General features: G+C 67.8%; 22 protein-coding genes and 1 tRNA gene. 12 read left to right on the top strand and 11 right to left on the bottom strand.

The annotated features are described in order from the left end of the window. Positions 1 to 59: 59 nt before the first annotated feature. The 6 genes from IQ782_RS15910 (at position 60) to IQ782_RS15885 (ending at position 6,098) form a co-directional block, all read left to right on the top strand. Positions 60 to 1,238, top strand: coding sequence for an ROK family transcriptional regulator (locus IQ782_RS15910; RefSeq protein ID WP_194135641.1), 1,179 nt, complete (start codon positions 60 to 62; stop codon positions 1,236 to 1,238). Continuing rightward, positions 1,235 to 2,038, top strand: a complete 804-nt coding sequence (locus IQ782_RS15905) for an ATP-binding cassette domain-containing protein (RefSeq protein WP_194135640.1) — start codon at positions 1,235 to 1,237, stop codon at positions 2,036 to 2,038. The genes IQ782_RS15910 and IQ782_RS15905 overlap by 4 nt, the downstream gene beginning before the upstream one ends. 5 nt (positions 2,039 to 2,043) lie before the next feature. Continuing rightward, positions 2,044 to 3,078: a sugar ABC transporter substrate-binding protein gene (locus IQ782_RS15900; RefSeq protein ID WP_194135639.1), complete on the top strand. Its 1,035-nt coding sequence runs from the start codon at positions 2,044 to 2,046 to the stop codon at positions 3,076 to 3,078. A gap of 82 nt (positions 3,079 to 3,160) precedes the next feature. Then, a complete protein-coding gene (locus IQ782_RS15895; protein ID WP_194135638.1) occupies positions 3,161 to 4,156 on the top strand; it encodes an ABC transporter permease in 996 nt (331 codons plus the stop codon). Beyond that, positions 4,153 to 4,923, top strand: a complete 771-nt coding sequence (locus tag IQ782_RS15890) for a glucose 1-dehydrogenase (RefSeq protein WP_194135637.1) — start codon at positions 4,153 to 4,155, stop codon at positions 4,921 to 4,923. Before IQ782_RS15895 ends, IQ782_RS15890 begins: the two co-directional genes overlap by 4 nt. Continuing rightward, on the top strand, positions 4,920 to 6,098 hold the full coding sequence (locus tag IQ782_RS15885) for an aminotransferase class V-fold PLP-dependent enzyme (RefSeq protein ID WP_194135636.1): 1,179 nt from the start codon (positions 4,920 to 4,922) through the stop codon (positions 6,096 to 6,098). The genes IQ782_RS15890 and IQ782_RS15885 overlap by 4 nt, the downstream gene beginning before the upstream one ends. Before the next feature lie 271 nt (positions 6,099 to 6,369). Here the strand turns inward: IQ782_RS15885 and IQ782_RS15880 are convergent, their stop codons facing one another. The 3 genes from IQ782_RS15880 to IQ782_RS15870 all read right to left on the bottom strand — a co-directional run bounded on the left by IQ782_RS15880 (position 6,370) and on the right by IQ782_RS15870 (position 8,932). Next, positions 6,370 to 6,678: a hypothetical protein gene (locus IQ782_RS15880; RefSeq protein ID WP_194135635.1), complete on the bottom strand. Its 309-nt coding sequence runs from the start codon at positions 6,676 to 6,678 to the stop codon at positions 6,370 to 6,372. Positions 6,679 to 7,085: 407 nt separating this feature from the next. Next, a tRNA-Ser gene (locus tag IQ782_RS15875) sits at positions 7,086 to 7,175 on the bottom strand. Positions 7,176 to 7,285: 110 nt separating this feature from the next. Continuing rightward, complete coding sequence (locus IQ782_RS15870) at positions 7,286 to 8,932, bottom strand: electron transfer flavoprotein-ubiquinone oxidoreductase (RefSeq protein ID WP_194135634.1); 1,647 nt, start codon at positions 8,930 to 8,932, stop codon at positions 7,286 to 7,288. A gap of 296 nt (positions 8,933 to 9,228) precedes the next feature. Here IQ782_RS15870 and greA point away from each other — a divergent pair, with 296 nt between their 5' ends. From greA to IQ782_RS15850, 4 genes are all read left to right on the top strand, one after another. Beyond that, on the top strand, positions 9,229 to 9,699 hold the full coding sequence (greA, locus tag IQ782_RS15865; RefSeq protein ID WP_194135633.1) for a transcription elongation factor GreA: 471 nt from the start codon (positions 9,229 to 9,231) through the stop codon (positions 9,697 to 9,699). A gap of 28 nt (positions 9,700 to 9,727) precedes the next feature. Beyond that, complete coding sequence (locus IQ782_RS15860) at positions 9,728 to 10,741, top strand: hypothetical protein (RefSeq protein WP_194135631.1); 1,014 nt, start codon at positions 9,728 to 9,730, stop codon at positions 10,739 to 10,741. A gap of 234 nt (positions 10,742 to 10,975) precedes the next feature. Next, positions 10,976 to 11,677 carry an AzlC family ABC transporter permease gene (locus tag IQ782_RS15855; protein WP_194135630.1) on the top strand — a complete coding sequence of 234 codons (702 nt, stop codon included), beginning with the start codon at positions 10,976 to 10,978 and terminating at the stop codon, positions 11,675 to 11,677. Then, a complete protein-coding gene (locus tag IQ782_RS15850; RefSeq protein ID WP_194135629.1) occupies positions 11,674 to 12,000 on the top strand; it encodes an AzlD domain-containing protein in 327 nt (108 codons plus the stop codon). Before IQ782_RS15855 ends, IQ782_RS15850 begins: the two co-directional genes overlap by 4 nt. On the opposite strand, the gene IQ782_RS15845 is transcribed toward IQ782_RS15850, so the two are convergent. The 4 genes from IQ782_RS15845 to IQ782_RS15830 all read right to left on the bottom strand — a co-directional run bounded on the left by IQ782_RS15845 (position 11,985) and on the right by IQ782_RS15830 (position 15,683). Next, positions 11,985 to 12,629 (bottom strand): hypothetical protein, encoded by a 645-nt coding sequence (locus IQ782_RS15845; protein ID WP_194135628.1) that lies wholly within the window; start codon positions 12,627 to 12,629, stop codon positions 11,985 to 11,987. The genes IQ782_RS15850 and IQ782_RS15845 overlap by 16 nt on opposite strands. An 82-nt stretch (positions 12,630 to 12,711) precedes the next feature. Then, positions 12,712 to 12,846 carry an aa3-type cytochrome c oxidase subunit IV gene (locus tag IQ782_RS15840; RefSeq protein WP_194135627.1) on the bottom strand — a complete coding sequence of 45 codons (135 nt, stop codon included), beginning with the start codon at positions 12,844 to 12,846 and terminating at the stop codon, positions 12,712 to 12,714. A 102-nt stretch (positions 12,847 to 12,948) separates the two neighbouring features. Beyond that, positions 12,949 to 13,983 (bottom strand): MBL fold metallo-hydrolase, encoded by a 1,035-nt coding sequence (locus IQ782_RS15835; protein WP_194135626.1) that lies wholly within the window; start codon positions 13,981 to 13,983, stop codon positions 12,949 to 12,951. Next, positions 13,983 to 15,683 carry an acyl-CoA dehydrogenase gene (locus IQ782_RS15830; protein ID WP_194135625.1) on the bottom strand — a complete coding sequence of 567 codons (1,701 nt, stop codon included), beginning with the start codon at positions 15,681 to 15,683 and terminating at the stop codon, positions 13,983 to 13,985. Before IQ782_RS15830 ends, IQ782_RS15835 begins: the two co-directional genes overlap by 1 nt. 127 nt (positions 15,684 to 15,810) lie before the next feature. Here IQ782_RS15830 and IQ782_RS15825 point away from each other — a divergent pair, with 127 nt between their 5' ends. Beyond that, positions 15,811 to 16,758 carry an L-threonylcarbamoyladenylate synthase gene (locus IQ782_RS15825; protein WP_194135624.1) on the top strand — a complete coding sequence of 316 codons (948 nt, stop codon included), beginning with the start codon at positions 15,811 to 15,813 and terminating at the stop codon, positions 16,756 to 16,758. A gap of 141 nt (positions 16,759 to 16,899) precedes the next feature. Here the strand turns inward: IQ782_RS15825 and IQ782_RS15820 are convergent, their stop codons facing one another. Next, positions 16,900 to 17,484, bottom strand: coding sequence for a YqgE/AlgH family protein (locus IQ782_RS15820; RefSeq protein ID WP_194135623.1), 585 nt, complete (start codon positions 17,482 to 17,484; stop codon positions 16,900 to 16,902). 135 nt (positions 17,485 to 17,619) lie between these two features. Between IQ782_RS15820 and IQ782_RS15815 the strand changes: the two genes are divergently transcribed. Continuing rightward, a complete protein-coding gene (locus tag IQ782_RS15815; RefSeq protein ID WP_194135671.1) occupies positions 17,620 to 18,420 on the top strand; it encodes a protein-disulfide reductase DsbD domain-containing protein in 801 nt (266 codons plus the stop codon). Positions 18,421 to 18,451: 31 nt separating this feature from the next. Here IQ782_RS15815 and IQ782_RS15810 read toward each other — a convergent pair whose 3' ends face one another. The 3 genes from IQ782_RS15810 to moaB all read right to left on the bottom strand — a co-directional run bounded on the left by IQ782_RS15810 (position 18,452) and on the right by moaB (position 23,984). After that, a complete protein-coding gene (locus IQ782_RS15810) occupies positions 18,452 to 21,853 on the bottom strand; it encodes an efflux RND transporter permease subunit (RefSeq protein ID WP_194135622.1) in 3,402 nt (1,133 codons plus the stop codon). 4 nt (positions 21,854 to 21,857) lie between these two features. Then, positions 21,858 to 23,333, bottom strand: coding sequence for an efflux RND transporter periplasmic adaptor subunit (locus tag IQ782_RS15805; RefSeq protein ID WP_194135621.1), 1,476 nt, complete (start codon positions 23,331 to 23,333; stop codon positions 21,858 to 21,860). A 108-nt stretch (positions 23,334 to 23,441) separates the two neighbouring features. Further along, positions 23,442 to 23,984 (bottom strand): molybdenum cofactor biosynthesis protein B, encoded by a 543-nt coding sequence (gene moaB, locus IQ782_RS15800; RefSeq protein WP_194135620.1) that lies wholly within the window; start codon positions 23,982 to 23,984, stop codon positions 23,442 to 23,444. Between the last annotated feature and the right edge of the window lie 22 nt (positions 23,985 to 24,006).

Here is a 24,006-nt window from a genome sequence, read left to right as displayed (position 1 = left end):
CAAATCAAATGACCATTCAATTTACATGACTTAACTTTCCGATCCCGAAAGGGGAGCACTTGGCGCTATCGGGCACGAACCAGGGGCAGGCACGGCCGCACAACCGCCGGACGGTGCTCGAGGCAATCCGGCAGCATGGACCAATTTCGCGCGCGGACATTGCACGGCGCGTCGGACTGACGACCCAGACGGTCTCGACGATCACCTCAGAACTGCTCGATCACGGCTTTCTCAGCCTGCGGCCAGGCGCGCGCAAGGGCCGCGGCTTCCCGGCCCCCTGCTTCGAGATTGCCCCCGAAGGTGCCTTTGCGATCGGGGTCTCGATCTCGCCGCGCGGGCTCGAGGCCGGCTTGATGGACCTGGCAGGCAACCTGGTCTCGGGTCGCCGGGTGGCGGCCTCGCGTCTCTCGGCGAAACAGGCCTTCGGAGCGATCCGCGAACTGGTCGATGACCTGGCATCGGGCCATGCAGAGGAGCGGATCCTCGGCGTCGGCATCTCGCTGCCAGGTCCCTTCGGGATCGAGGCGATGAGCTTCGTCGGCTCGACCACCATGGAGGGTTGGAGCGAGGCCGACATCCGCGAGGGGCTGCACGACACACTGCCCTACCCGACCTTCGTAGATGGCGACATGTCGGCCGCCGCCCATGGCGAGCGGCTGTTCGGCCGGGGCACGGAGTTTCGCGATTTCTTCTATCTCTACATGGGCGTCGGACTTGGTGGCGCGATGATCTACAACAACCAGGTCATGCGGGGCGCGCATGGCAATGCCTCGGAAATCGGTCACATCCCGATCGTGCTGAACGGCGAGCCTTGCTCCTGCGGCAACCGCGGCTGTCTCGAGCGCTACTTCTCGCTGGAGGCCTACGACCGCCGCGTGCCCGAGATCGGCGAAGCCGCCTGGCTCGACGAAATCCGCCCGATCTTCTGCGCCGCCATCGTCACGATAGAGAACATGTACGAGCCCGAAACCATCGTGCTGGGCGGACAGGCTCCCGACGGGCTGCTCGCCCGCCTGCTCGCGCTCGCGGACGATCTTCCCGTGTCGCTGGGCGCGCGCTCGGACCGCAAGGTGCCGCGGATCGTCCCCTCACTGGCGGGGTCCGACGCGGTCATCCGGGGGGCCGCCTCGCTCGCCGTCAACCGCGTCTTCGCACCGGGCGAAACCCCGCCCGACCGCAGCGGCAGGGACGCCGCGCCCGACCTGTTCTCCAGCCGGATGGAAAGAGAGACCCGATGACCGAGCCGCTTCTCAGCCTGAGCGCCATCACCCGCAACTACGGTGCCGTGCAGGCGTTGCGCGGCATCGACATGGATGTGCGCGCGGGCGAGGTCGTGGCGCTGCTCGGCGACAATGGCGCGGGCAAGTCCACCCTGGTCAAGATCATCTCGGGCGGGCTGAAACCCACCTCGGGCAGCATACGCTTCGACGGCCAGGAGCGTCATTTCACCGACCCTTCCGAGGCCAAGGCGGCCGGAATCGAAACCGTCTACCAGGACCTTTCGCTGTGCCTGAACGTCGATGTCGTGGCGAATTTCTTCATGGGTCGCGAAATCACCCGCAAGGTCTGCGGCATCCCGATCCTCCAGGAAAAGGAAATGGAGCGCGTCACCGGCAAGGCGATCTCGGACGCGGGCACGCGCATCCCCTCGCTGCGCACCAACGTCGAGCATCTGTCGGGCGGGCAGCGCCAGGCGATCGAGCTGAACCGTTTCGTGCATTTCGGCGGCAAGCTGGTGCTGCTCGACGAGCCCTTCGCCGCGCTGGGGGTCGAACAGACCGCGCGCGGGCTGAAGATGATCCGCGACGTTGCGGCCCGCGGCGTCGGCGTGATCGTCATCACCCACATCATGGCGCAGGCCTTCCAGGTCGCCGACCGGATCGTCGTGATCCGTCACGGCCGGGTCGCCGGCGACATCGAAACCGCAAAGACAACCCCGGATCACGCCGTCGAGCTGATCACCGGGGGAACCTTGTCCCTAGCCGGGAGGGACACGGCCAAGCTGGATCATATCCCGGTCCAACAGGAAGAGGACTGACGACGATGAAGATGACACGACGATATCTCATGGGCGCGGCGGCAGCCGTCGCGTTGGCATCATCCGCCCAGGCCCAGGACAAGGGGACCGTCTACTATATGGTCCCGACACTGCTGGACGAGTTCCAGACCACTTCGGTCGACGCGATCGAGAGCTTCTTCAAGGATGTCGGCTACGAGGTGGTAACGCTGAACGCCGACAACAAGACCGACGTGCAGCAAAGCCAGATGGCCGACACGATCCTTCTCAAGCCGGCGGCGATCGTCCTCGCCGCGGTGGACTTCAATGCGCTCACCCCCTCGATCGAGGAGGCACGAGCGGCGGGCATCCCGGTGATGCAGTTCGACCGGCAGATCACCTCGACCGTCTCGGACCTGACCTCGGTCGCCGGCACCATCGAGATCGGCCATGTGGCCGCCGATGAGATCAAGCGGCTGCTGACCGAGAAGAAGGGAGCGGTCTCGGGCAAGATCCTTCAGGTGCTGGGCGATCCGGGCGACCCCTACACATTGGATATCCAGAAGGGCTTCGAGGAGATGATGGACGGCACCGACGTCGAGATCATCACCCATCCCGCCATGCAATGGGAGGCGTCCAACGCTGGCTCCATCGTTGCCGATGAGCTGTTGGCGACGCCCGACATCGACCTGATCTTCGTCCATGCAGCGCATCTTGCGGTGGCGGCCGTGGCCTCGCTCGAGGCGGCGGGCAAGCAGCCGGGAGACGTCATGCTGGTCTCGTCGAACGGCGCGCCGGTCGGGCTCGACCTGATCAGGCAGGGCTGGGAGCAGGTCGAGGTCGAGCAGCCGCTCTTCGCACAGGCCGCGGCGCTGGCGATGTTCGCCGACAAGGTGGTGAACGGCGAGGAGATCGCGCCGGGCACCTATGACGTGCTGGGGCTGGAGTCGGTGGTGACGATCGAGGACTGGGGTCCGAACATCAAGATCCCCGGCGCCGCGATCACCGCCGGGAATGTCGACGACTCCAGGTTCTGGGGCAACCTGCAGGCCCCAAGCGATCCGATTTCGCCCGTCGAGTGAAAGGCGCTTGCGCAGGGTGCCGGGCCGACCAGCGTTGGTCCGGCGCCTCTCTCCCCTTGCTGATCTCTGCGAAAGGCCCCCGATGACGCCCGCGCGCCGCCGCACCTTCGAGTTCCTGCTCGACAATCTCGTCTGGCTCATGCTGATCACCGTGCTGGTGATCTTCTCGCTGACGATCCCGCACTACTTCCAGTTCGGCATCTTTGCCAACATCCTCGAACAATCCACCTACGTCGGCGTGATGGCGATCGGCCTGGCCATCGTGATCATTGCCGGGCACCTCGATCTGTCGGTGGAATCGACCGCCGCGCTCGCTGCAATGGTCACCGGGCTGCTCTTCGCCTCCTCCGGCATCGGGCTTGGCCTGTCCTTGGGGCCACCCATCGTGATGATCCCTGTCTCGATGGCCATCGCCGTCGCCGTCGGCGTCGTCATCGGCTTCATCAACGGCTTCTTCGTGATCAAGGTCGGCATGTCCGCCTTCATCGTCACGCTCGCCTCCTTCATCTGGGTGCGCGGGCTGGTGGTCGCGATCTCGGGCGGGCGGTCAGCCCAGAGCCTGGACAGCGCGATCCGCATCATCGGCGTCGAGCGCATCTTCGGTATCCCGCTGCTCGCCTGGATCTCGATGCTCTGCTTCGTGGTCTTTTCCTTCATCATGGCGAAGACCCCGTTCGGCCGCTACGTCACGCTGGTCGGCGGCAACGAGACAGCCACCTACCGCGCCGGCATTGCTGCCCCGAAAATCCTGTGGAGCTCGTTCATCCTCGCCGGGGCGCTCGCGGGCCTGGCCGGATGGCTGCTCGCGATCCGCACCTCGGGGGCCACGGCGAACCTTGGGACCGGCATGCTGTTCAATGCCTTCGCCGCTGTGGTGATCGGCGGCGTGTCGCTGAAGGGCGGCATCGGCAAACTGCCGGGCGTCTATGCCGGCGTGCTGCTGATCTATTCCATCCACACCGCGATCAACCTGATGCGGCTGCCCGCGCATTGGACCCAGGTCATCCTCGGTCTGCTGGTGCTGGCGGCGGTGCTGCTCGACACGCTGAAACTGCGACTGAGGGAGAAACTGCTGTGACAGGTCGGCTCGACGGGCGCGTGGCCCTCATCATCGGCGGCGCAAGGGGGATCGGCGGAGGCATCGCCACGCGCTTCGCCGCCGAGGGCGCTAGGATCGTCATCGCCGATCTGGAGGATGCGGACGGCATGGCGCTGGCCGCGAAGCTGGGGGCGTCCTATCATCACGCGGATGTTTCTGACCCGGCGCAGGCCGAGGCCATCGTCGCCGCTGCGCTCGACCTGCACGGCAGGCTCGACATCCTCGTGCAGAACGCCGGCATCTACCCCTGGACGCTGATCGAGGACACCAGCCCCGAGGAGTGGAACCGCGTGCTCGGCGTCAACCTCGGCGGGTGCTTCCTGGCCACGAAGGCGGCGGTGAAACCGATGAAGGCGCAGGGCTACGGCCGGATCGTCCTGACGTCCTCGATCACCGGACCGCGCGTGACCTCGCCGGGGCACGGTCACTACTCGGCCTCCAAGGCGGGGATCAACGGCTTCATCCGCGCCGCGGCGCTGGAATTTGCCGGCTGCGGCATCACCGTGAACGGCATCGAGCCTGGCAATATCCTGACAGAGGGGATGCAGGCGCACCGCTCGGCCGCTTTCATCCGCGACATGGAAAGCGCCATCCCCGTGGGCCGCATGGGAACGCCGAAAGACATCGCCGCCGCCGCGACCTACCTCGCCTCGGAAGAGGCGGCCTTTGTCACCGGCACCACCATCGTGGTCGATGGCGGCCAGCTTCTCCCAGAGGGCAACGATTTCCGGCTGACCGTGGGATGAGCCCCGCTGCGCGGCTCATCAACGCGGCGGGCACCCTGACGCGGCTCTCCGGCGCGCCGCTTGCACCCGGAGTGCTCGAAGCGATGATCGCGGCGGAACGCTTTGCCGTCGACATGGTCGAACTGCACGCCGATGCCGGCGCCCGCATCGCCGGGGCGACCGGGGCCGAATCCGGCCTTGTCACCGCCGGGGCATCCGCCGGGCTACTGCTTGCCGCAGCCGCCTGCCTGGCGCGCGACGACGTGGCGCGGATGAACGCCCTGCCCCGCACCGGCCCTCTGCGCGAGATCGTCGTCGCCCGCTCGCAGCGCAATGGCTACGACCACGCGCTGCGCACCGCCGGAGCGCGCCTTGTCGAGGTCGGCTTGCCCGACCCCGCGGCCGGGGCAGGCACACGCGATGCGGAGCCTTGGGAATACGCCGCCGCGCTTGGCCCGCGCAGCGCCGCCCTGCTCTTCGTCGCGCGGCCCGGCAATCACGATGCGCTCGCCGAGGTCGCGGCGGTCGCCCGCGCGCACGCCGTGCCGATCATCGTCGATGCTGCCGCGGAACTCCCTCCCGCCGCGAACCTGCGCCGCTTTCTTGCAGATGGGGCCGACCTCGTCGTCTTCTCCGGCGGCAAGCTTCTTGGCGGGCCCGCCGGGACCGGAATGCTGGCCGGTCGACGCGATCTTGTCGCCTCAGCCGCGCTGCAATGCCTGGACCTCGACCTGCCGATCTCCGAGTTCTCGCCCCCGGCGGGCTTCATCGACATGTCCCGCTACCGGGGGCTGCCCCGGCATGGGGTTGGCCGCGCCGCCAAGCTGGGAAAGCATGAGATCGCCGGATTAATGGCCGCGCTCGATCACTTCCTCTCGGTTTCGGACGCACAGCGCCACGCGCACTGGCTGAGCGTCTGCGACCGGATCGCCGACGCGCTTCCAGAGCCCCGCATCCGTGTCGTGAATCGCGACAACCCTGACCGTATCCCCTTGCTTGAGATCGATTTTTCCAGTCCCGCGAAGGCCTGCGAAATGGACTGCAGGCTGCGGACCCTGTCCCCGCCGGTCCATCTTGCCAAGACCCCTCGCGCGCCCTCCTCCCTCGTCTTGAACCCGGTCTGCCTGCGAAACGAGGATATCGCCGTGGTCAGAACGGCCCTCCGCGCCGTGCTGCCGCGCCCCTGGGACACCTGAGCCGGCGCCCGAACGCCACTACTGCGATCTTGCCCCTCCTGGACGGAGGAGCCTGTTTTGGAGCGGCCCGTCCGAGCGGTGTTCAAGCCACGCCACGGCGCAAGCCCGTGCCGCGCGGCCAAGCGATCGACGCGGCCCGGCCACCTGTGGGTGCCCCCTGAGGGGCCTCACGGGCGCGCCCATTGGCGGCCGCGGGAAGACGGACCCGAGGACACAAGCCCTCCGGCACTTTGCCCGCAGACAATCCAGAAGGCGGCTTACCCCGGCGTCGTCACTTCTTGCCGAGAAACTGCCCGACGATCGCGGTCAGAACGCCGCCGCCGGCCGCGCCGCCCAGCAGCTGGCCGATCAGCGCCCCGATATCCATGCCCCCGGCGGCAGTCGCCGCATCGGCCGCCGCCGTTGGATCGCCACCTCCCAGGATCGCGCCAATGGCCGAGCCACCGAGAATGCCGCCGATGGCCCCCGACAGAAGCTTGGGCAGGACGGCCATGCCAACGGTCTTGACCAGCTGGCCCGCAACGCCGCCGCCGACCATACCTGCAATTGCCTGAACAATAAGAGCTGCAATACCTTCCATGAAATTCGTCCTTGTGGTTGCCGCGATCACAAATTGATCGCCCCATGATAGCGCAGCGGTTTCATTGCCGTAAGGTAAACATTATTTTCACAATCCCTTTCCGCCCTGGACTGCCGGTGAGCCGTGCCTGCGGATCTCTCGGTGTTCGCATGAGCCACGACGGACTTCTCCCCGCGCGGAGTGCCAACGGCCCGCAGGGCACGGCAACCCGCTACGCACGAGCCGCTGGCCGCAGACGTGACGGCGCGTATACTAAGGCTTGGCGGCTCGCCAGATCGACGCAGAAACGGGTCCGAGAGACACGGGATCGTGGTTTTGAATTGAAAAAATCTAGAAGAGCATCGCTCGGGCAGAAAATTCCATACCCGCGGCTCAAACGCATAAACCACTGCCTAGAGCAAGGTTTATGGCGGAGAGGAAGGGATTCGAACCCTCGAGACGGTTCCCCGCCTACACACTTTCCAGGCGTGCGCCTTCGACCACTCGGCCACCTCTCCGCCGACCGCTTTACCGGAAAGTCGCGACCGGGTGCAAGAGCCGTAATCCGAAAAAATTTGCCCCGGCACATGGCCGGGGCATTCCGTAACGTCAGCGCTTACAACCCAAATCACATGTTTGGATAGTTCGGGCCGTCACCGCCCTGCGGAACGGTCCAGGTGATGTTCTGCGAGGGATCCTTGATGTCGCAGGTCTTGCAGTGCACGCAGTTCTGGAAGTTGATCACGAACTCCGTCCTGCCGTCCTTCTCGACGAACTCGTAGACCCCCGCCGGGCAGTAGCGCTGCGAGGGACCCGCGTATTTCGGCAGGTTGTCGAGCACCGGCACCCGCGCGTCCTTCAGCTTCAGATGCGCCGGCTGGCTCTCCTCGTGGTTGGTGAAGGAGAAGGCGACGTTGGTCAGCCGGTCGAAGCTCAGCTTGCCGTCGGGCTTGGGGTAGTCGATGGGCTGGTGGCCCGCCGCCATCTCGGTCGAGGCGGCGTCGCTCTTGCCATGCTTCACCGTGCCGAACAGCGAGAAGCCGAAGCTGTTGGTCCACATGTCAAGCCCGCCCAGCGTCAACGAGCCCAGCAGCCCGGTCTTCGACCACAGCGGCTTGACGTTGCGCACCTTCCACAGGTCCTTGCCGATCGCGCCCTCGCGCACCTCGGTCTCATAGGCCGTCAGCTCGTCCGAGGCGCGGCCCGCGCTGATCGCGGCATAAGCCGCCTCGGCCGCCGCCTTGCCCGAGAGCATGGCGTTGTGGTTGCCCTTGATCCGCGGCACGTTGACCATGCCCACCGAACAGCCCAGCAACGCGACGCCGGGCGCCACCATCTTCGGCATCGACTGGAAGCCGCCCTCGGAGATCGCCCGCGCGCCATAGGCCACGCGCTTGCCGCCCTCGAGCAGCGCCGCCACATGCGGGTGATGCTTGAAGCGCTGGAACTCCATGTAGGGGTAGAGGTGCGGGTTCTTGTAGTTCAGGTGCACCACGAAGCCGACGTAGACCTGGTTGTTGTCGAGGTGGTAGATGAACGCCCCGCCCCCGGCATTGCCCCCGAGCGGCCAGCCCATGGTGTGCTCGACCCGGCCCTCGCTGTGCTTGGCGGGGTCGATCTCCCAGATCTCCTTCATGCCGAGGCCGAACTTCTGCGGGCAGTGACCGTCGGAAAGGTTGTATTTCTCGATCACCTCCTTCGAGAGCGAGCCGCGCACACCCTCCGACAGGAAGACATATTTGCCCAGCAGTTCCATGCCCGGCTCGTAGCCCGGCCCGGGGGTGCCGTCGGCTTCCTTGCCGAACTCGCCCGCGACCACGCCGCGAATCTCGCCCTTCTCGCCGTAGACCAGCTCCGAGCAGGCCATGCCGGGGAAGATCTCGACCCCGAGCGCCTCGGCCTGTTCGGCCATCCAGCGGCAGACGTTGCCCATCGAGACGATGTAGTTGCCCTCGTTCGACATGAACTTCGGCATCGGCCAGTGCGGGATGGTGACCTTGCCGGCCGCGCCCAGCAGGTAGAACTTGTCTTCCCGGACGGGCACGGTGATCGGCGCGCCCTTCTCCTTCCAGTCGGGAATCAGGGCGTCGAGCCCGCAGGGATCCAGAACGGCGCCCGACAGGATGTGCGCGCCCACTTCCGAGCCCTTCTCGAGCACAACGACGGAGAGATCCGCATCGAGCTGCTTCAGCCGGATCGCGGCCGAGAGCCCCGCCGGCCCCGCCCCCACGATCACAACATCATATTCCATCGACTCGCGCTCGACTTCGGCCATGCCGATCCTCCGCTGGCTGCTTGCTGTAATTATCTTGCGCATTGGCGTAGCGCGGCACCGCGGCACAGGTCAATCTAAAGGCGGCATAAAAGGTATCTGTCGCGACCTTCGGAAAATAATAGTGGACAGCGCCGCCCCGGCGAACCACCCGCAGGCCCGTGACGCCCCAGGCGCAGCCCGCCCTTGCCAAAGACGTGGACAATCCCCACTCTTGCCAGAACCGACCACACATGGTTTTAGACGGCAAACGCAAAGGGGCCGGGGACAGGCCCCCGGGACAGTTCCGGAAAGACTCAATGGAAAAGATACTGATGACCCGCGCGGGCTTCACCGCGCTCGAAACAGAATTGAAAACGCTCAAGTCCGTCGAGCGTCCCGCCATCATCAAGGCCATTGCCGAGGCGCGCGAGCACGGCGATCTGTCAGAGAACGCCGAGTACCATTCCGCCCGCGAAAAGCAGAGCTTCATCGAGGGCCGGATCAAGGAGATCGAGGGCGTGATCTCGCTGGCCGAGGTGATCGACCCGACCAAGCTCTCGGGCTCGGTGAAATTCGGCGCGACGGTCACCGTCGTCGACGAGGACACCGACGAGGAGAAGACCTGGCAGATCGTCGGCGAGCACGAGGCCAACATCGAGAAGGGCCTGCTCAACATCAAGTCGCCCATCGCCCGCGCCCTGATCGGCAAGGAGGAAGGCGACAGCGTCGAGGTCCGCACGCCCGGCGGCGAAAAGAGCTACGAGATCCTCTCGATCGCCTACAAGTAACCTCCGCAGCTAAGGGTCGCGCCCCATCATGGCAGACAGCAACGACAGCCGTTCCGCGCCGCTCGGCATGCTCGACGGCACCGGCAAGCGCCGCCTGAGCGCGGTCGAGATCGCCGCGCTCCTGGCCAGCCTGCTCTGGCTGCTGCTCTCGGGCGGCTACGTGTTCGTGCTCGGCACCGAGGTGCCGGGCGGGCTGGGCTTCGTGCTGGCGGTCATGGTGGTGTTCCTGCCGGTCGCGATGATCTGGGTGGCGGCGCTGACCGCCCGCGCGGCGCGTATCATGCGCGAGGAAAGCACCCGCCTGCAGGCCGCCATCGAGGCGATCCGCAAGTCCTACCTGACCCAGGCGCAGACCGGGCGCAACGACCCCTCCGCCAGCACGCTTGCGCGCAAGCTCGACGAGATCGGCGCAGCGCAGCGCAAGATCGAGACCACGCTGGCCATGCTCGGCTCGACCCGAGCCGCCCAGGCGGCGCTGCAGCAGGTTCAGGCTCCGGCGGCGGCCGCGCCCGCTCCGGCCGATGACCAGCCGGCGCTCTCGCTCGGCACCCCGGCCGAGGCGCTGGAGCCGCCGCTGGTCAATGCCGACTTCATCCGGGCGCTGAATTTTCCCGACACGGCCGAGGATCTCGAGGGATTCGCCGCCCTGCGCCGGGCGCTGAAGGACCGGCAGGCGGCGCAGCTCATCCAGGCCTCGCAGGACGTGCTGACGCTGCTGTCGCAGGATGGCATCTACATGGACGACCTGCGCCCCGACCTTGCCCGCCCCGAGGTCTGGCGCGACTTCGCCAAGGGCAGCCGCGGCCGCGCCGTGGCCGCGCTCGGCGGGGTCCGCGACCGCAGTTCACTGGCCCTCAGCTCGGGCCGGATGAAACAGGACGCGATCTTCCGCGACGCCGCGCATCACTTCCTGCGCCTCTACGACCGCGCCTTCGTGCGCTTCGCCGAGACCGCCTCGGACAGCGAGATCGCAGAGCTTTCGAACACCCGCACCGCCCGCGCCTTCATGCTGCTCGGTCGCGTCGCCGGTGCCTTCGACTGATCCCTGCGCCCGCACGCCTGCACGTTTTCTTCTAGGTCCAAATATCCCGGGGGAGACCGCCGCAGGCGGGCGGGGGCAGCGCCCCCCCTGCTTCACGCCTGACCAGGGTGCTCGCGGCAGCTTTGCGGCGCTGACACCTCCCGCGCCGCAGCAGACCGGAACCTGCATCAGCGCAGATTGCATCTCCCCCGGCCCTTGGCTAGGCCTTGCCCGGCAGATCGACCGGAGACCACAATGGCCGCGCCCACCCAAAGTTCCGACTACTGGCAAGGCGTGCGCGCCGGGCTCCCCTTCCTGCTGGTGATCGCGCCGTTCGGCACGCTTTTCGGGGTTCTGGCCACGGAGGCCGGGCTCAATCTCTTCGAGACGCTCACCTTCTCGGTGGTGGTGATCGCCGGGGCCGCGCAGTTTGTCTCGCTGCAGATGCTCCAGGAGCATGTGCCGGCGCTGATCGTGCTGGCCTCGGCGCTTGCGGTGAACCTGCGCATGGCGATGTATTCCGCCGCAATCACACCGCATCTCGGCGGGCTGCCGCTGTGGAAACGGGCGCTCGGCGCCTATTTCCTCATCGACCAGACCTACGCGGCCTCGGCGCTGCATTTCGAACGTCACCCCGGGAAGACCCTGTCCCAGAAATTCGCCTTCTTCCTGGGGACGATGACCCCGACCTGCCCGCCTTGGTACGGGTTCACCCTGCTCGGCGCCTGGCTGGGCGAGGCGGTGCCCGCCGACTTCGGCCTGGACTTCGCGCTGCCCATCGCCTTTCTCGCGATGATCGCCCCGGCACTGCGCACCGGCGCGCATGTGGTGGCGGCCTTCACCGCCACGCTTGGCGCGCTGCTTCTGGCCTGGATGCCCTACAACCTCGGGGTGCTCTGCGCCGCCGCACTCGGCATGATCGCCGGGGCCGAGACCGAACGGAGGATGCAGAAATGATCGATCGCACAGACCTCTGGCTGGTGATCCTCGGACTGGGGTTCGGCAGCTACACGCTGCGCTTCCTGTTCCTCGGGCTGGTCGGGAACCGCCCGCTGCCCGAATGGCTGACCCGGCACCTGCGCTACACCGCCGTGGCGATGATGCCGGCGCTGGTGGCGCCGCTGGTGGCCTGGCCAGCCGCAACCGGCGGCCAGACCGACCCCGCGCGGCTGCTCGCCGCCGCGGCCACGCTGGGCGTCGGCCTGATCAGCAGGAACGTGATCCTGTCGATCCTCAGCGGCGCGGTGACGCTTGTGGCGGGCAGTTACTGGTTCGGCTGACCGTCCGGACCGGCGCTCTGCTCGAAGGCGGCGACGGCAAGCTGCTTGTCGTCCGAATCCTCTTCGCGCAGCACCCGGTCGGTGACGCCGGGAAATTGCGCCAGCTGGTCTGCAAGGCTGTTGGGGAACCAGGTCCGGCTGATGCCCTCGAAGCCGGGCAACTGGCTCAGAATCGTGGACGTCGCCTGGGTGCAGCGGGTCTGCGACACCGGGCCATAGGCCTGCACCGCGCGCAGCGCCTGCTCCGCGACCTCGGGCGGGACCTCGACGCTCTGGATGCGGACGCGGTAGGTCTCGCGCGCGTGGGCACGGGCATAGAACTCGGCGACCTCTGGGGTCACGCCGTAGAGCACGTCGTCCACCTCGGGGACATTGCGCGCGCGCACCGATCCTGCCGGATCGAAGACCACACGCTGCGAGGGCGCGCTGATCATCAGGCTTGAATGCGCCCCGCTGTCCGAGCGGTTGTTGATCATCGTGTAGAGCGTCAGCCTGCTTGGCCCGCTGTCGACGTAGCGCGCTGCAGCCACCTCTTCGGGCGTGGCATTGGGATAACGCATGGCCGGCGTAGAGCAGCCCGCAAGCGTCAACGCTGCGAGGCCCGCCAGGAACGTGGCACGATGGTACATGGAAGCCGACTCTCTCTGGTCAGCGGGCGGCTCCTCCGCCGCCCGGCCGTGGCTGAATTTCTCCTCCCGCGATCCCGAGGGATCAGGAGTTGAAGACCGCCAGGAACAGGAGGATCGCGATGATCACATAGACCGTGCGGATCACGAACTTGATGAAGCCGTTAAAGGTCTGTTCCTGCGTGGTGATGTCCATGCTGCCAGGCTTGTAGTCTGCCATGTGTCCGTCCATTCCTCGGGCGTTTCTTCTCCGCTCAGAGGCTTAGCGGATTCTGCATCACCTGTCACCTGTTCTTGAGCCGCCGTGAGCCCCCGCGCCGGCTCAGCCGCGTGCTGCCTGCCACAGCCAGGCACCGGTCTCGCTCAGCGTTCGCGTGGCCCGCCCCTCGCGGTAGAGATGCTGGCAATGCGCCATCGCCTCGACCAGCGCGAGCCCGTATTCCGCGTCGCCGATGCTGCGCTTGAACAGCGGCGCAAAACAGTCTCCGGCACTCTTCGGCCTGTCCAGATAGGCCTCCAGCCGCTCCAGCGCACCGTGGTGATTGTCGATCAGCTGGCGCATGCGGAAGGGCAGCCCGGTAAAGGGCAGCTTGTGCCCGCCGAGCACGAAATGCGCCTCGCGCGCCAGCGTGGCAAGCCGTTCGCAGGCCTCGAGCCACTCGCCCACGGGATCGGCCTCGGGTTCGGTTGCATAGACGCCGAGGTTGGAGCTGATGGTCGAGAGGATCTGGTCCCCCGCCAGCACAAGGTCGTCATCCATCGACCAGAAGGTCGCGTGTTCCGGGGCGTGGCCATTGCCGATGTGCACCTGCCAGTTGCGCCCCCCCATGCGCAGCGCGTCGCCCTGCCGGATGCGGCTGAAGCCAAGCGGCATCGGCCAGACGCAATCGGCGAAGTTGAAGGGCCGTTCGGTCCGGCGCCGCTCCAGCACCTGCGGCTCCATGCCGCAGCGCTGCCAGTAGGTCACCTGCTCGGGTGGCGGTGCCTCCTGCGCGTCGAGCTGCAACATGCGCGAGAACAGCCAGGCGGTGCGCGTGGTCACGAGCTCTGCGCCGCGCTGCTGGAACCACCCCGCGAGCCCCATGTGATCGGGATGGTGATGGGTCACCACCACACGTCGCACCGGCTTGCCACCGAGCGGCCCGGCAAGCAGCGTCTCCCAGACCCGCAGCGCCCGCGGGGTGTGCATCCCGGTGTCGACCAGCGTCCAGCCATCGCCATCGTCCAGCGCGTAGACATTGACGTGGTCGAGCTTCATCGGCAGCGGCAGGCGCATCCAGAGCACGCCCTCGGCAACTTCCAGGGCCTCACCCCAGGCGGGGGGTGCGTCGTAGGGGTAGTGCAGCGCAGGCTTCATCAGGCAGCAAGATCCTCGGCAGTAATGGACATCAGCTCGGCATCCCCCCGCGAGACATGGGCCAACAGGCTGGCGTGTTCGGGCAGGAGCCGCGTGACGTAGAAGAGCGCAAGACGCGCATGGGCTCCCGAGGGGTCTGCCATGGCAGCGCGCAGATGGAAATGCCCCCCGAGTACGCGGGCAAAGGCGCGCAGGTAGGGCACCGCCACGCCGAAGCGCTCCGCCGCCGGCCGGGCGACCAGGGATTCGGTGGCCTCGCGCAGGCTTTCGGCGGCCTCCCAGACCGCGGCGGCAAGGTCGGGCATCACCACCTTGGCCGCTTCGGCCTGCGCCTCGATCTCGTCGAGCAGCCGCGCCGCCGCCTCGCCGCCGTCCATCAGCTTGCGCCCCACGAGATCCATCGCCTGAATGCCATTGGTGCCCTCGTAGATCGCGGTCACCCTCACGTCGCGATAGAATTGCGCGGCGCCGCTTTCCTCGATGTAGCCCATGCCGCCATAGACCTGCACGCCTGCCTCGGCCGCCTCGCAGCCGACATCCGTGCCGAACGCCTTGGCGATGGGCGTCAGGAAGGCCGCACGCGCCATCCATTCCTCCTCGCCGGTGGCGCGGCCCATGTCGATGGCCACGGCACAGGCCAGCGCGATCGACCGCGCCGCGAGGATATCCGCCTTCATCCCCGCCAGCATCCGCCGCACATCCGCGTGGCCGACAATGGTCCCGTCGGGCGAGCGCCCCTGTCTGCGCTCCATCGCGTAGGCGAGCGCGTGCTGATAGGCGCCTTCCGCCGCGCCGATGCCCTGCCCGCCGACGCCCAGCCGGGCGTTGTTCATCATGGTGAACATGGCGCGCATGCCATCGCCCGCCTCGCCGATCAGCCAGCCGGTCGCGCCCTCGAAGCTCATCACGCAGGTCGGCGAGCCGTGCAGGCCCATCTTGTGCTCGAGGCTGACCACCTTCAGCGCGTTCGCCACACCCGGCGCGCCATTTGCGTCCGGGATGTACTTCGGCACGAGGAAGAGGCTGATGCCCTTGGTCCCCGCAGGCGCATCCGGCAGCCGCGCCAGCACAAGGTGGCAGACGTTGCCGACGAAATCGCAATCCCCCCAAGAGATGAAGATTTTCTGCCCGGACACCGCGTAGGTGCCATCGCCGCTCGGCACCGCCTTGGTTGAGAGCGCGCCGACGTCCGAGCCCGCCTGAGGCTCGGTCAGGTTCATCGTGCCCGACCATTCGCCGGAAATCAGCCGTGGCAGGTAGAGCGCCTTGATCTCCGCGCTGGCGTGATGCTCGAGCGCCTCGATCTGGCCCTGCGTCAGCAGCGGGTTGAGATGCAACGCCAGGCAGGCCCCCGACATCATCTCGTTGACCGCCGCGCCCACCGCCACGGGCAGCCCCATGCCGCCGAACTCGGGCGGCGCCGAGACCGAGACCCAGCCGCCCTCCGCCAGTGCCGCATACCCCTCGGCGAAGCCGGGCGAGCTGCGCAGCACGCCGTTCTCCAGCACCGCGCCCTGCAGGTCGCCCGCGCGGTTGAGCGGGGCCAGCACCGCGTCGCAGATCCGCCCCGCCTCGCCCAGGACGGCCTCTACCATATCCGCGCTCGCCTCCTCGTAGCGCGGCGTCGCGGCCACCTCGTCGTAGCCGACCACCTCCTTCAGAAGAAAGGTCATCTCAGCGACGGGCGCACGATAGGGCATGGCAGGTCCTCCGATCCTAGTTGGCAAGGCGGGTCCCCTCGGGTAGGGAGGATCCCACGATTTCGGTGCGACCCTAAGACTATGGCTCGCCCCGAACCAAACGGAACGCAGCGTCACGGATAGCCCGATGCCCGATACCTCCACCCTGCGCCTGCCCGCCGATGACGCGGGGATCGCCCGCGCCGCAGACCTGCTGCGCGCCGGCGAGCTCGTCGCCTTCCCGACCGAGACGGTCTACGGGCTCGGCGCGGATGCCCGGATCGACGCGGCCGTTGCAGCGATCTACGAGGCCAAGGGGCGCCCCAGCTTCAACCCGCTGATCGTGCATGTGCCCAGCATCGAGCACGCCAAGCAGCTGGTGCATTGGTCCGGTACCGCCGAGAATATCGCGCAGGCCCTCTGGCCCGGCCCGCTGACGCTGGTGCTGCCCCTGCGCGAGGATGCCGGCATTGCCGACCGCGTGACCGCGGGCCTCAGCACGCTTGCCGTGCGCCTGCCCGCCGCGCCGCTGGCGCGCCGGTTGCTGACTGAATTCGGCGGCCCGCTGGCCGGCCCCTCGGCCAACCGCTCGGGGCTGATCAGCCCGACCACCGCCGACCACGTCCTAGGCACGCTCGACGGGCGCATCTCGGCGGTGCTCGACGGTGGCCCCTGCCCCGTCGGCGTCGAGAGCACCATCCTCGGCCTCGCCGGCCGACCGACCCTGCTGCGCCCCGGCGGAATCAGCGCCGAGCAGCTCTCCGAGGCGCTCGGCCACCCGGTCATGCGTCGGCAGGAGCGCGAGGCCATCTCGGCCCCCGGCCAGACCGCCTCGCATTACGCGCCGCGCGCGCGGTTGCGGCTGAACGCCGCCGACTGGCGCGAGGGCGAGGCCCGGCTCGGTTTCGGTGACATCGACTGCGATCTGAACCTCTCGGTCGCCGGCGACCTCGACGAGGCGGCCTCGAACCTCTTCGCGCATCTTCACACGCTTGACGCGGAAGGGGCCGAGGTGATCGCCGTAGCCCCGATCCCGCATGTCGGCGCGGGCGTGGCGATCAACGACCGGCTGAGCCGCGCCGCCGCGCCGCGCTGAGGCGCGGCGCCTCTCTTTCAACTTTCGACAAATACTCGGGCGCCGCGCGGGCCAGTGCCTCCGGCGGGAGCTTTTGCAGAAAGATGAAATGAGGTCGGTGGCGAGGGGCGCGCCCCGCCCGAGCGAAGAGGCCGCGCGCTTTCAGGCCCGGCCGCCCTCGCCAGAGAGCGCCAGGGCCGCGATGCCAAGGCTGTCCAACGCAGCGCCCCACTTGGCGGCGTCGGGCGTGCCGAAGACCAGCTCGCGGCTCGCCGGGCAGACCAGCCAGGCGTTGTCGGCAAGTTCGCCTTCGAGCTGTCCCGGTCCCCAACCCGCATAGCCGAGCATGGCGATCCACTCGTGCGGGCCGTCGCCGCGCGCGATATGTTCGAGCACGTCGAGCGTGCCGGTCATCGAGAATCCGTCGTCGACCTGAAGCGTGGTCAGCTCCGAACGGTAGTCGTCGCTGTGCAGCACGAAGCCGCGGCCCATCTCGACCGGGCCGCCGAAGTGTACCGGCACCTGTCCGGACCCCGGCTCTGCCTCGATTCCCAGCTGCTCGAACAACCCCTCCAGCGTCACGTCGGCCGAGGGCTTGTTCAGGATCAGCCCCATCGCGCCCTCGTCGGAATGGGCGCAAAGGTAGATCACCGCATGTTCGAAACGTTCATCGCCCATGCCGGGCATGGCGATCAGCACGGAGCCGGTGAGGTCGGTGGCGCCGGAGGCGATCTGGGCGTGCGTCATGAGGACCTTTCTGCGATCTGCCCAGCGAGTGTGACCTTCCGGCACTGAGGGTGCAAGCACACATCCCGCTTGAAACACCGCGCTCTCGCTGCAATGTGACTTGGCAGGAGCGCGGAGAGGGACCATTTGACATCTATGATCCGCAATATCTTCAGAGTCCTGACCTGTCTTGGCGTGCTCGGCATGGTGCCGCTTGCCGCACCGGCGGCGCGCGCCGAGGAGCCCGTCGTGGCCGAGCTGCGTCCCGGCTGGCGCCTTCCCGATGGCGACCACATGGCGGCGCTGCACCTGCGTCTTGCGCCCGGCTGGAAGACCTACTGGCGCGCGCCCGGCGAGGCCGGCATCCCGCCGGTCTTCGACTGGAGCGGCTCGGACAATGTCTCGCGGGTCACCGCGCTCTGGCCGACGCCGCATGTGTTCCGCCAATCCGGTGCGCGCTCCGTCGGCTACAAGGGCGAGCTGGTGCTGCCGCTGCGGATCTCCGGAAACGGCGGGCCGGTGACGCTTGAGGCCAACATGATGATCGGCGTGTGCAGCGACATCTGCGTGCCGCAGACGCTGCATGTGGAAGCTGTGCTGCCCGACAGCACCAGCGTTGATCCGATGATCGCCGCCGCGCTGGCAGAGGCGCCCTTCACCGCCCGCGAAGCCAAGGTGAGCGCCGTGCGCTGCACCGTGAGCCCGGCCAAGGGTGGCATCAAGCTGCGCGCCGAGATCGACATGCCGGCCATCGCGGGCTCCGAAGAGACCGTGGTCGAGGCCGGCCACCCCGAGGTCTGGGCCTCTGAGCCGAAGACCCGGCGCAGCGGCGGCACGCTGGTCAGCGAGACCAAGCTGATGCACATGGAGGGCAAGCCCTTCGCGCTCGACCGCTCGAAACTGCGGTTCACAGTGCTCGGCCACGACCAGGCGGTCGATATCCAGGGCTGCGGCTGAGCAAGCTCCGTCGGCGGAAACTAAGGGCGCGTCAGCCCTCGGCCCGGCGCCTGCGCAGCCCCATCGCCAGCACCGCCAGCCATACCAGCCCCAGCAGCAGCGCCACACCGCCGACGAAGAGCGCAAAGCCAGCCACCTGCTCGGGCAACCCTGCAAGCAACGGAAGGCGCAGCGCCTGGGGCAGCGCGCCATGAACCAGCAGGCTGCCCATGGTGGCCCCTAGCCAGCCCAGCACGATCAGGCCAAGCCCCAGCACCAGTGCCCGCACGCGGCGGTGACGGTGGCGCGCGCCGCGGCGGGCGGCGGCGACGCGGCGGGCGATGTCATGCTGCGCCGCCAGCAGCGCCGGCACCACCAGCAGCACCAGCAGCATTCCGAAGCCCAGCCCGTAGACCAGCGTGATCACCGTGGGCTTGAGGAACTGCGCGTCCGAGCTGCGCTCGTAGAGCAGCGGCGCAAGGCCGAGGACGGTTGTCGCGGTGGTCAGGAAGACCGGGCGCAGCCGGTCTGCCGCGCCGTCGATGATCGCCTGGAAGATCCCGCGGTCCGGCGCGTATTCATCGATCTGGCTGACCAGCACGATCGAATCGTTGATGATGATCCCGGTCATGCCCAGCAGCCCGACCACGGTGAACATCGACAGCGGCACATCCCAATGCGCATGGCCGTAGATCGCCCCGACAAGGCCGAAGGGAATCACCGCCATCACCACGAGGGGCCGCGTCCAGCTGGCGAAGACCCACGCCAGCACCAGGTAGATGCCCAGCAGCACCAGCACCAGCCCAGTGCCCGCGTCGGCGAGGAAATCCTGCTCATCCTCGGCCAGGCCCGCGACGTGGTACTCGACCTGACGCTCGGCAGCGATGGCGGGGAGGATCTCGTCCTGCAGGGCTTTCATGATCTCGGCGGCGCGCTCGGCATCATCCTCGGAGATGTCGCCGGTGACCGAAACCGTCCGCAGCCCGTTTTCGCGGCGCACGGTGGAGAACCCGCTCGAGCGGTCAACCCGCACGATGTCGGCAAGCTGCACATAGGCCCCCTCGGGCGTGCGGATCTGCGTGCGTTCAAGGAAATCGGCGGTCTGCTCGCTTTCGGGCAGCTCCACCCGCACCTCGGCGCTGCGCGGGCCGACCGGGAAGGTCGCCGCCTCGATGCCGCCGATGCGGTTGCGCAGCACCCGGCCCAGATCATCCACCGTCAGCCCCAGCGCCTGTCCCTGTGGCGTCAGCTCGAGCACCAGCTCATCCTTGTCGTAGGACAGGTTGTCCTCGACCGCCGAGACCTCGGGGAACCGCATCACCGCGGTCTTCAGATCCTCGGCGGCATGTTTCAGCGTCGCGGCAACGGCACCGTAGAACTGCACGTCAAGCGCATCTCCGCCCGGCCCCGAGCGCCAGCCGCGGAAGCTGATCACCTCGACCAGCGGGTGCTGCTCGACCCGCTCCTGCAGGTCGGCGACAAACTGGAAGCTGGAGTAGGGGCGGAAGTCGGGCTCGATCAGCTCGATGGAGATCGCGCCGAGCTGGTCGGCTTCCTTGTTCTCGGCCTCGGCCAGGGCCCGGCCCGAGTTGCCACCGATCTCGGCGATCACGTAGTCGAGCGGGTTGCGGCCGTATCGCTCTTCATACTCGGCCCCCAGCGCCTCGGTGGCGCGTTGCAGGGCGCGCATCTGTTCCAGCGTGTCCTCGCGCGTGGCCCCCGGTGCCATGGCGAAGTTGCCGCTGACCGAGGGCTGCTCGGGCGAGTTGAAAAAGCGCCAGACCACATCGCCGCGGATGAAACTCGCGGCCTGCGACGCCAGCAGCAGCACCGCCGCGGCAAGCACCACGTAGCGTGCTGCGATAACCCCCGCCATCAGCGGGCGGAACAGCGTCTCGCGCATCCATCGGAAGCCGCGGTTCACCATGCGCGAGGGCCAGTCGTACCAATGCTCCTCGGTCGACTTGGCGATGGCATGGGCCATGTGGTTGGGCAGGATCAGGAAGCATTCGACCAAGCTCGCCAGCAGCACGACGATCACCGTGAAGGGAATGTCCGAGATCATCTCGCCGAAGCGTCCGCCGATCACCGTCAGGCCGAAAAAGGCGATGACCGTGGTCAGTGTCGAGCTGAACACCGGCAGCGCCATGCGCCGCGCGGCGGTCTCGGCGGCCTCGACAGGGCCAAGCCCGCGCCGCCGGTGCAGGTGATCGGCGTGCTCGCCCACCACGATGGCGTCGTCGACCACGATGCCCAGCGTGATGATCAGCGCAAAGAGCGAGATCATGTTGAGCGTCAGGCCCGAGGCATACATCAGCGCCAGCGCCGCCAGCATCGAGGTCGGAATCCCCGCCGCCACCCAAAGTGCGGTGCGCGCGTTGAGAAAGAGGAACAGCAGCCCCACCACCAGCGCGAGACCCGACAGGCCGTTGTGCAACAGCAGATCGAGCCGGTTGGTGATCGCCTCGGCGCGGGTGCGGATCAGATCGACCGTGGTTCCCTCGGGCAACACCGACTGGAACTCTCGCGCCACCTTGGCCACGGCATTCTGGATCTTGATCGCGTCGCCCTCTGCCGAGCGCTCCACCTGCACCGAGATCGCCGGGTGGTCGCCGACGTAATAGGCGCGTTCACGGTCGATCCCCTCCTCGCGCAACAGCGCCACGTCGCCGACGGTCAGCTTCGTGCCGTCCGGCTCCGAGCGCAGCACGATGGCAGAGATGTCGCGCAGGGCGCGCTTCTCGACACCGGCGCGGACGCGGGCATTGGCGCCGCTCACGTCGCCCGCCGGGGCAGCATCCACTTCGGCCGAGATCGCCTCGGCGATCTGCTGCATGGTGACGTCGTAGCCGAGCAGATTGGCGGTGGGCACCTCGACCACGATCTGCGGCGCCGCGAGGCCGCGGATGGTGGTGCGCGTGACCCCCTCGGCAAAGAGCCGGACGACGAACTCGTCGGCGAAACGCCCGAGCTGGCCCACCCCCACCGGGCCGGTGATCACCACATCGGTCACCCGGTCGCGCCAGCCGCCCGAGGTCACCTGCGGATCGTCGGCCTGCTCGGGCAGGTTGTCGACGGAATCCACCGCCGTCTGCACATCGTCCAGCGCCCTGGCCATGTTGTAGTTGGGCTCGAACTCCAGCTCGATCCGCGCCGAGCCCTCGCGCGAGAGGCTCTCGGTCGCCACCACGCCCTCGACCGCCAGCAACACCGGTTCCAGCAGCTGCACGATGGCATTGTCGATGTCCTGCGCCCCGGCGCCCTCCCAGGCGACGCGGACATCGACCTCGTCCTCGATCACGTCGGGAAAATACTGCGCCCGCATGTTCGGCACGGCCAGCAGCCCCGCCCCGATGAGGATCACCAGCAGAAGGTTGGCGACCGTCCGATGGCGGGTGAAATAGCTCAGGATGCCGCTCGCTTGGCCGGCAATCGGTCCGGGGAGGTGCCGCATCGGCTCAGCCTCCCATGCGCGCTTCGAGCCGTTCGATCACCTGCGCGGGGACCATCGGCTCGGAAATCTGTGCCAGCAGGCGCTGCTTGGCCTCGGCGGGCATGCGCTCGTTGCCCTCGATGAAGGCCACCAGCCGCGCGCGGCGTTCCTCGGTCAGCTCGAGCATGCTTGCCTCGGCCTGCACATCGGGGCCGGTCGGCCCGCTCGGCGCATCGGTGTTGAGCGGGCGCACCTTGATGCCGGCACCGAGCAGCGGTGAGCGCTCGGCCACCACCAGCCGCCCGCCCAGCCCGGCGGCGCGGATGATCACCGCATCCCCCTGGCGCCGCAGCAGTTCGACTTGGACCGCCTCCAGCCGGTCCTCGCCGTCCAGCACAAGCACGTCGCCCGTCGGGCCGAGCGCCGTGGCGGGCAGCAGCGCGACCTGCTCAAGCGCCGGCTCGGCGATCTTGACCGTGACGAAATCCCCCGGCTTGAAGCCACGCGGAGCGTCCAGCGCGGCGAACAGCAGCCGCCCCGTCTGACCCTCGCCGACGGCCGCGCCCTCGCGCGTCAGCGTCCCCTCGCTGCTGACCGAGGCACCGTAGAAATCCAGCGTCACCGTCACCGGCAGCTCGCGCGGGCGATCCGAGGCGTTGAGCAATTGCAGGTATTGCTGGGTCGAGACGCGGAAGGCCACTTCCAGCGCGGCGGGATCGACCAGCGTCGCCAGCTGTTCGTTGGCCGAGACCCGCCGCCCGCCAACCACCGCGACATCCTTGAGCTGGGCATCAAAGCCGGCGCGGATCTCGGTCTCGTCGAGCCGCCGCTGCGCCTCGTCGAGCGCGATATGCGCACGCGCCAGCGAGGTCGTGCTCTGGTCCACCCGCGCCTCGGCCTGCGCCAGCGCCTGCCGCCGCGTGACCACCGCCTGCCGCGCCGAGGAGGCCGAGAGCTCGGCCTCTTCGACCAGCGCCGAGGTGCCGACACCGCGGGACTGAAGATCGGCCTGCCGCTGGTAGGCGCGCTGGCGCAGCTCGGCCTGCTCTTCGGCGGCGGCGAGCGCATCCTTTTCCAGTTCGACCGAGCGCAGCGCCTCGCGCCGTTCGGCCTCGGAGTCCTGCAAGGCGCTCTGCGCCCGCTCCAGTTCCGCCTGCATGTCGGCCGGGTCAATCCGCGCGAGCAGCGTTCCCGCCTCGACCCGCCCCCCCTCGACGAACTCGGGGGCGAGATCGATCAGCGTGCCGCCCACCGCGCTGCGCAGCTCGAGCGTGCGCCGGCTCTGGATCTCGCCGAATGCGGTCATCACCGGCGCGACGCTCTCCAGCCGCACGGGAACCGCATTGACCGCGAAGACCCGCTCGCGCGCCTGCGGAATGCGCGGGGCGTCGGTCAGATAGACCTGCACCGCATCGCGGACCAGTATTCCGGCCCAGGCCAGCAGGCCCAGCGTCAGCGAAAGAAGAAAGAGCCCGACGAGGCTCCGGCGTAGAAACCGCATGTGATCGTCCCGCGAAATGGAGAGGCACTGCCCCCCTGTCTGGCTGTCTTCACTTTACGCCCACGGCCCGGCGCAATCCAAGCCGTCACTGTGATACGCGGGACCGTATCATTTCCGTCGCTTGTGCTCCTCGAGGCGCGGAAAAATCTCGACGAAGTTGCAGGGCATGTGCCGGTAGTCGAGTTGCCAGCGCAGGATCTCGTCCCAGGCGTCCTTGCAGGCGCCGGTGCTGCCCGGCAGCGCAAAGAGGTAGGTGCCCCCCGCGACCCCTCCGGTTGCCCGCGACTGCACCGCGGAAGTGCCTATTTTCTGCATGGAAACCATGGTGAAGACCGTCCCGAAAGCGTCGATCTCCTTTTCGTAGACATCCCGATGCGCCTCGACCGTGACGTCGCGCCCGGTCAGCCCCGTACCGCCGGTCGAGATGACAACATCCACCTCGGGGTTCGCGATCCAGCTGCGCAGCCGGTCCGAGATCGCCGCGCGGTCGTCCTTCACGATTGCGCGATCCGCCAGCAGATGCCCCGCATCGGTCAGCCGCTGCACCAGCGTGTCGCCTGATCGGTCCTGATCGAGGCCACGGGTGTCGCTCACGGTCAGCACCGCGATGCGGACGGGGATGAACTCTCGGGTTTCGTCGATGCGGCTCATGCGGGCTCTCTCTGGGCAGGGG

This window comes from Salipiger mangrovisoli (assembly GCF_015223355.1).
In the GTDB taxonomy this organism is placed as follows: Bacteria; Pseudomonadota; Alphaproteobacteria; order Rhodobacterales; family Rhodobacteraceae; genus Salipiger; species Salipiger mangrovisoli.
Note: the sequence above shows the minus strand (reverse complement) of the source record. Positions and strands in the feature narration are given on the sequence as shown.

Coding starts and splice junctions, on each gene's coding strand:
- IQ782_RS15835 (WP_194135626.1), bottom strand. CDS start 13,983: ATGAAGCCTGCGCTGCACTACCCCTACGACGCACCCCCCGCCTGGGGT.
- IQ782_RS15810 (WP_194135622.1), bottom strand. CDS start 21,853: ATGCGGCACCTCCCCGGACCGATTGCCGGCCAAGCGAGCGGCATCCTG.
- IQ782_RS15850 (WP_194135629.1), top strand. CDS start 11,674: ATGATCGATCGCACAGACCTCTGGCTGGTGATCCTCGGACTGGGGTTC.
- IQ782_RS15880 (WP_194135635.1), bottom strand. CDS start 6,678: ATGGAAGGTATTGCAGCTCTTATTGTTCAGGCAATTGCAGGTATGGTC.
- moaB (WP_194135620.1), bottom strand. CDS start 23,984: ATGAGCCGCATCGACGAAACCCGAGAGTTCATCCCCGTCCGCATCGCG.
- IQ782_RS15885 (WP_194135636.1), top strand. CDS start 4,920: ATGAGCCCCGCTGCGCGGCTCATCAACGCGGCGGGCACCCTGACGCGG.
- IQ782_RS15815 (WP_194135671.1), top strand. CDS start 17,620: ATGATCCGCAATATCTTCAGAGTCCTGACCTGTCTTGGCGTGCTCGGC.
- IQ782_RS15870 (WP_194135634.1), bottom strand. CDS start 8,932: ATGGCCGAAGTCGAGCGCGAGTCGATGGAATATGATGTTGTGATCGTG.
- IQ782_RS15820 (WP_194135623.1), bottom strand. CDS start 17,484: ATGACGCACGCCCAGATCGCCTCCGGCGCCACCGACCTCACCGGCTCC.
- IQ782_RS15905 (WP_194135640.1), top strand. CDS start 1,235: ATGACCGAGCCGCTTCTCAGCCTGAGCGCCATCACCCGCAACTACGGT.
- IQ782_RS15895 (WP_194135638.1), top strand. CDS start 3,161: ATGACGCCCGCGCGCCGCCGCACCTTCGAGTTCCTGCTCGACAATCTC.
- IQ782_RS15900 (WP_194135639.1), top strand. CDS start 2,044: ATGAAGATGACACGACGATATCTCATGGGCGCGGCGGCAGCCGTCGCG.
- IQ782_RS15845 (WP_194135628.1), bottom strand. CDS start 12,629: ATGTACCATCGTGCCACGTTCCTGGCGGGCCTCGCAGCGTTGACGCTT.
- IQ782_RS15855 (WP_194135630.1), top strand. CDS start 10,976: ATGGCCGCGCCCACCCAAAGTTCCGACTACTGGCAAGGCGTGCGCGCC.
- IQ782_RS15805 (WP_194135621.1), bottom strand. CDS start 23,333: ATGCGGTTTCTACGCCGGAGCCTCGTCGGGCTCTTTCTTCTTTCGCTG.
- IQ782_RS15825 (WP_194135624.1), top strand. CDS start 15,811: ATGCCCGATACCTCCACCCTGCGCCTGCCCGCCGATGACGCGGGGATC.
- IQ782_RS15830 (WP_194135625.1), bottom strand. CDS start 15,683: ATGCCCTATCGTGCGCCCGTCGCTGAGATGACCTTTCTTCTGAAGGAG.
- greA (WP_194135633.1), top strand. CDS start 9,229: ATGGAAAAGATACTGATGACCCGCGCGGGCTTCACCGCGCTCGAAACA.
- IQ782_RS15840 (WP_194135627.1), bottom strand. CDS start 12,846: ATGGCAGACTACAAGCCTGGCAGCATGGACATCACCACGCAGGAACAG.
- IQ782_RS15860 (WP_194135631.1), top strand. CDS start 9,728: ATGGCAGACAGCAACGACAGCCGTTCCGCGCCGCTCGGCATGCTCGAC.